Genomic DNA, 6,379 nt, shown 5'->3' on the forward strand with positions numbered 1-6,379 from the left:
CCGTCGAAGAATGTCGACGGAGGGATGATTGGCCAAAATGGAAAGAAGCCATGCAAAATGAATTAGACTCACTGGCGAAACGTAAAGTTTTTGGACCTGTAGTCCAAACACCTAAAGGTGTGCAACATGGACTAAATGTCCTATTGTTAAAGATCCCGCAGTAGAATCAAAACCGCAATAAAAAAAAATTTTATCTTGATTTAACAATTTTTTTAATTTTTTTTTATCACTATAATCTTTTATTAAATTACGAAATTTTAATTCTTCGAATAAAAACACAAAAAAACAACACTCTCTATTTTATAATTTTTGAAATGAAATTATTTTATTTTGTTTTCTTTAATTCTAATAGCTTTATTTGATAAATTTCTAACATAATAAAGTTTAGCTCTTTTAACTATACCACGCCTAATAACTTCTACCTTTTCATAAGAAGGTGAATGAATAGGAAAAGTACGTTCCACTCCTACTCCGGAATAAACTTTTCTTACAGTAAAAGTTTCTGAAATAAGACTACCTTTTCGACTTATAACTAATCCTTCAAAAATTTGAATTCTTTTTTTGTTTCCGTCTTCAATTTTAGTAAAAACCTTAACAAAATCCCCTACTTTAAAATCAGAAACAGTTCTTAATTTTTTTATATTAATTGAATCAATCAATTGTTGTCCTTTTAAATCCATATAAAATTTTCCTTTTATTTATTTCTTTTATTATTTTTATTTTAAAAAACAAAAAAATATTTTTTTTAATTTTTTTAATTTTTTATTTCTTTTAATAACTTTTCAGATTCTGGATCTAATTTAATCTTATTTAATAATTCTGGTCTTTTTAAAAAAGTATTTCTCAAACTATCTTTCTTTCTCCATTTTATTATTTTTTGATGATCACCAGACAATAAAACAGAAGGAACTTTATGATTTTTATAATTTTGAGGTTTAGTATATTGAGAATATTTTAATAATCCATTTTGATGTGAATCTTGAATATAAGATTCTTTTTTAATTACTCCAGGAAGAATTCTTGTTATTGAATTAACTAAAATCATTGCAGCTATCTCTCCACCAGTCAAAATATAATCTCCTATTGAAACCTCTTCGTCGATGTACTGTAAAATTCTTTCATCTACACCTTCATAATTACCACATAAAATAATTAAATGATGATATTTTTCAGAATATTCAATAACTTTTTTTTGATTTAATAAATTACCTTGAGGAGTTAATAAAATAACCTTTGTATAATTATTTTTTTTAATTTGTTTTAAACATTCATAAAAAGGAGGAAAAGAAAGCAACATACCCGTTCCTCCTCCATAAGGAGTATCATCAATTTGATGATGTTTATTTTGACTATATTTTCTTAAATCATGTAAATTAATTTGAATTTTATTTTTATCTAAAGCTCTCTTGGTAATAGAATTATTAATAAAATTATCAAAAAAATGAGGAAAAATAGTTATAATATCAAATTTCATTAATCAATAAATTAAACTAATTTAGATTTATTTTTATGTTTTTTTAATAAACTTTTAACAGTTTTTGTCGGTTGAATTCCAGCAGAAAACCACTTTTCTATTTTTTCCAACTTTATATTTATTAAATTAGAAAAAGGTTCATAAGTTCCTAAAATTTCTAAAAATTTACCATCTCTTTTGCTACGAGAATCTGCAGCAACTATTCGATAAAAAGGTCTTTTGTGATTACCAAATCGTTGTAAACGCATTCTAATTGACATTTATTTAAAAACTCACTTTCTTAAATTTTTTTTATTATAAAATATATTTTTTTAAAATTTTTTTTAAATCACTAATAATAAAAATATTTTTTATAAAAAAAATACAAAAATCAAAAAAAATATTTTTTTTGATTTTTGAGAGATGATTAAGTGAAAATGTTTTTATTATTAAAAATTTATCATCATAAATAAAATTCAAACTACATATATTATAATATAATTTATTCAGAAAAATAAAAATTTATTTTTACTATTTTATTTATTCAAATTTTAAACAATTATTTTCTATTTTTAATAAAAATAATTCCTTATTTGATTCTTTTTTTAAAATATTCAATTTAATTTCTAATTCTTCATTATTAAAAAAAGGAATATTGGCATAATTTAATTCTAAAGAAGTAGCTTCAGAAATATTTTCAACTTTAACAAAAATTAATGACTTAGGTCTAAATTTTGATAAAGAAATAGAATATTTTTTATCATCTACAACAATAGCATCAATATCCATTTTTAAACACATTTGCGCAATTCCAAAAGATAAAATTTCTTCTTTATTTATAGGTTTATAAATGCTAGAAAAACAATCATAATTAAGATGTTTTTCAGCTTCTTTTTGAATTGCAAACATTGTTGAAACTGCTTTTATTGGATACAATCCGGAAGCTGTTTCACCCGATAACATTGTCGCTGAAGCACCTTCTAAAACAGCATTATAAACATCACTAATTTCTGCTTTTGTTGGTCTAGGATTTTTTTGCATAGATTCTAACATTTGAGTAGCAACAATAACGTATTTACCAGCTTTTAAACATTTTTGAATAATTTCTTTTTGATAATAAGGAACTAATTCTTCATCAATTTCGATTCCTAAATCTCCACGAGCAATCATAACACCATCAGATAATTCAATAATTTCATCTAAATTATCTAAACCTTCTTGATTTTCAATTTTAGAAATTATTTTAATACTACTATTTTTTTGAGAATCTAAAATTTTTCTAACATCTAATAAATCTTGTGCTTTGCGAACAAAGGAAAGAGCTAAGAAATCATATTTTTTTTCACATGCAAAAATGATATCATTTTTGTCTTTTTCAGAAATATAAGGAATATTTAATTTAATATTTGGAACATTAACCCCGCGACGTGATTTAACAAAATGAGTATTTTGTGCTTTAGCAATTAATTCTCTATTTTTTTCATCTTTTAGAATAATTTCTAAAGTTAAATAACCATCATCAATAAAAATCAAATCACCTTTTTGTAAATTATCGTATAAATCATAATAACTTAATGAAAATTTATCTTTATTGCCTAAAACTTCTTCAAAAGCTATTCTAATTTCAGAATTTTTTTTTATTTCAACTATTCCATCAAAATCATGAGTTCTTATTTCAGGACCTTTAGTATCAAGAAGAGTTGATAAATAAAAATTATTTTCTTTATTTATTTCTTTAATAATTTGTAAAATTTTTTGGCTATTTTGATAATCAGCATGAGAAAAATTAAAACGAGCTACAGATAATCCATTTTGAACCAATTGTTTTAAAACTTCTTTGTCGTAACAAGCTGGTCCTAAAGTTGATATTAATTTTATTCTATTCATATTTTAAATAACTTTCCTAAAATTTTAATTAAAAAATATAAAAAACATTAACTTTATTATATTTATTTTTATTACAAGACTGAATTAATAACATTAGTAACTTGTAGATTAATTTCTCTTGTGCTATTATTTTTAATTTTTTCAAATGTTAAAGATTCATGGATAAAAACTTCTATTTTTTTTTTTACGAAACCAACACTTGCCTCTAATATTAACAATTCCTTTTAATGAAATAGGAAGAATGTCAGAATGGCTTTTAAGAGCAATTTTAAAAGAACCATCTAAAGAATTTATAATTTTATCGCTATTTATATTTTTAATTCCCCCTTCATAAAAAACAACAACCGCTAATTTTTTTTTTATATTTTCTATACCTTTTAAAATATTTTTTATTGTTTCTCTATTATTATTTCTTTGGATTAAAATACATTTAGAAAAATGAAATAAAGGAGATAAAAACCATCCCATTTTACCAAAATATAATTCATTTTTAGGAGTAAAAGAAATATTGCGTGGAAAAAAAGAAGCAATAATGAAAGGATCAAAATTAGTTTTATGATTAGAGTAAATCACTAAATTATTATGAATTGGTATTAATTCTTTATTGTGGATAATAATTTTAATTCGAAAAAAAATAATGATTAATCTTGACATACTAGAAATAATAAAAAGTCTTAAGGGATGAACAACCTCTAAATTTCGAAAAAAAAACATAATCCAAAAGAAAAAAAATAAAACTAAAATCCAAGAAAAAAATATATTAATAAATAAAAATAAAATAAAAACTAAAAATTTCATGTATAAAAGAGCAATAAAGCTTAATATAAAATAAAAAGTTAAAACATTAAAAAGAATAAAAAAAAGAATAAATAGAATAAAAAAGATCATTTTTAAATATTCCTAGTTTTTATTTTTTTACATAAGTTACAAAAATTAATTCATCTTTAATTTGTTTTGATTCAATGAAATATTTTGTATAATCAAAAAAAGGAAAAAAAGAATCACCTTGATATCTTCTTAAAATATGAGTAATATACATTTTGTGAGCATAATCCAAAGATTGATTATAAATTTGGCTTCCGCCGATAACTATAATTTCTTCTTCTTTTTTTTTTCTATTTTCTTCTAAAAAAAAATTTAAATCTTGAACCCAAAAAACATTCTCAAAATTAATAAGTGAACGACTAGCAACATAAATTTTTTGAAAAGGTAAAGTTTTCTTTTTGTAATAACTTTTCAAAGAATAAAAAGTATTTTTTCCCATTAAAACATTTTTATTAAAAATTTTTTTTTTAAAAAATAAAAGATCTTGAGGATAATGCCATGGTAATTTATTTTCTTTTCCAATTAAAAAATTCGAATCTAAAGCAACAATTAAAGTAATCATATAGCCACATCACCTTTTAAAAAACCATGAGAAATATAATTTTTTAAATTAATATCTAAAAAAACAAAATCTTCTATTTTTTTAACATTAGGATTTAAAATTAATTGTGGTAAAGGATAAGGATCACGTTTTATTTGAATTTTCACTTGTTCAAAATGATTTTCATAAATATGTGCATCACCTAAAGTATGAATAAATTCATAAGGTTTTAAATTTGTTACTTGAGATACCATCATCAATAATAATGAATATGAAGCGATATTAAAAGGAATACCTAAAAATACATCTCCGCTTCTTTGAAATAATTGTAAAGAAATTTTATCTTTTTTTACATAAAATTGCATTAAAGTATGACAAGGAGGCAAAACCATTTTCTCTATTAAAGGCGGATTCCAAGCAGAAATAATTAAACGTCTAGATGAAGGATTATTTTTTATTTCTTGAATAACTTTATTTAACTGATCAACACCATAAAAATCACGCCATTGTTTTCCATAAATAGGCCCTAATTGACCATGTTTTTCGGCAAATGCATTATCTTTTTTAATTTTGTCAATAAACTCTAATAAACTTTCTCCTTTAAAATATTTAGATAGACGATAGTTTTCATAAGGCCATTCATTCCAAATATGAACATTATTTTTAACTAAAAATTGAATATTAGTATCACCTTTAATAAACCATAATAATTCATAAACAACAGCTTTAAAATTAATTTTTTTTGTTGTCAATAAAGGAAACCCTTCTTCTAAATTAAAACGCATTTGATGGCCGAATATAGATTTAGTTAACTCTTTGGTTCTATTTTCTTTTAATAAATTTTCTTTTAATATTAGAAGACATAAATCCAAATATTGACGCATAAAAATATTTTTACTCCTCGAAAAGCTGTTTTATTTTATTTAGAAAAAGTTTAATAAAAAAATGAATTTATAAAATAAAAATTTTGAAAAAGAAATAAAAAATTTTTATTTTATAAAGAAAAAAATTTATTGGCGGAGAAAAAGGGATTCGAACCCTTGCATCTTACGATCTACACGCTTTCCAAGCGTGCCTCTTTAGCCACTTGAGTATTTCTCCTTTTTATTTCCAAAAAATGAAAATACTTTTATAATATTGAAAATATAATAAACATACAAATATTATAAAAGTATTAAAATTTAAAAATATATATTTTTAAATTTTTATTTTCTATTAATTATAATAAAAACTATTTTAACAAATTAAATAAAAAATTAAAAAATAGAACTGTAAATTCATTTTTTTAAATATTTATTTATTTTATTTATTATTTTTGATTTTTTTAAATTTAAAAACATCTTGAGCAATCTTTAATTCTTCATTTGTTGGTATAACAACAATCTGAACAGAAGAATTTTCTCTAGATATAATTCTTTCTACTCCTTTAGTTTCTTCGTTTAATTTCAAATCTAAAAAAATATTCAAAATATCTAATTGTTTAACTATTTCTTTACGTAAAAAAGATGAATTTTCTCCAATCCCTGCTGTAAAAATTAAAACATCTATCCCTTTTAACAATACATAATAGCTAGCTATATAATCAACTATTCTTTTCACTTGAACATTAAAAGCTAAAATAGTTCTTTTATCTTTTTGACTCAACATCTTTTCTAAAACACGACAATCATTAG

Annotated in this window: 8 protein-coding genes, 1 tRNA gene and 1 pseudogene; all 10 read right to left on the bottom strand. The window is 22.0% G+C overall.

Annotation, left to right across the window (positions count from 1 at the left end; all coding sequences use genetic code 11):
• Positions 1-111: 111 nt before the first annotated feature.
• Positions 112-279, bottom strand: a complete 168-nt coding sequence (locus Q8777_RS02120) for a hypothetical protein (protein ID WP_318749457.1) — start codon at positions 277-279, stop codon at positions 112-114.
• A gap of 41 nt (positions 280-320) precedes the next feature.
• On the bottom strand, positions 321-680 hold the full coding sequence (gene rplS, locus Q8777_RS02125) for a 50S ribosomal protein L19 (RefSeq protein ID WP_318676064.1): 360 nt from the start codon (positions 678-680) through the stop codon (positions 321-323).
• A 74-nt stretch (positions 681-754) separates the two neighbouring features.
• Positions 755-1,474 carry a tRNA (guanosine(37)-N1)-methyltransferase TrmD gene (gene trmD, locus Q8777_RS02130; protein ID WP_318749458.1) on the bottom strand — a complete coding sequence of 240 codons (720 nt, stop codon included), beginning with the start codon at positions 1,472-1,474 and terminating at the stop codon, positions 755-757.
• Between the two features lie 11 nt (positions 1,475-1,485).
• Positions 1,486-1,734, bottom strand: coding sequence for a 30S ribosomal protein S16 (gene rpsP / locus Q8777_RS02135; RefSeq protein WP_318676062.1), 249 nt, complete (start codon positions 1,732-1,734; stop codon positions 1,486-1,488).
• A 259-nt stretch (positions 1,735-1,993) separates the two neighbouring features.
• The gene (gene pyk / locus Q8777_RS02140; RefSeq protein ID WP_318676061.1) at positions 1,994-3,340 is read right to left on the bottom strand and encodes a pyruvate kinase; all 1,347 of its coding nucleotides are present in this window, start codon (positions 3,338-3,340) and stop codon (positions 1,994-1,996) included.
• 156 nt (positions 3,341-3,496) lie between these two features.
• Positions 3,497-4,054: a lysophospholipid acyltransferase family protein gene (locus tag Q8777_RS02145; protein ID WP_318749459.1), complete on the bottom strand. Its 558-nt coding sequence runs from the start codon at positions 4,052-4,054 to the stop codon at positions 3,497-3,499.
• A gap of 193 nt (positions 4,055-4,247) precedes the next feature.
• A complete protein-coding gene (locus Q8777_RS02150; RefSeq protein WP_318676059.1) occupies positions 4,248-4,727 on the bottom strand; it encodes a dihydrofolate reductase in 480 nt (159 codons plus the stop codon).
• Positions 4,724-5,590, bottom strand: coding sequence for a thymidylate synthase (locus Q8777_RS02155; protein ID WP_318676058.1), 867 nt, complete (start codon positions 5,588-5,590; stop codon positions 4,724-4,726). Before Q8777_RS02155 ends, Q8777_RS02150 begins: the two co-directional genes overlap by 4 nt.
• 130 nt (positions 5,591-5,720) lie before the next feature.
• Positions 5,721-5,807 (bottom strand) — tRNA-Ser (locus tag Q8777_RS02160).
• A 201-nt stretch (positions 5,808-6,008) separates the two neighbouring features.
• Positions 6,009-6,379, bottom strand: a pseudogene (locus tag Q8777_RS02165) (acetate kinase); the annotation flags it as partial.

This window comes from Candidatus Phytoplasma stylosanthis, assembly GCF_032886435.1.
Classification (GTDB): domain Bacteria; phylum Bacillota_I; class Bacilli_A; order Acholeplasmatales; family Acholeplasmataceae; genus Phytoplasma; species Phytoplasma stylosanthis.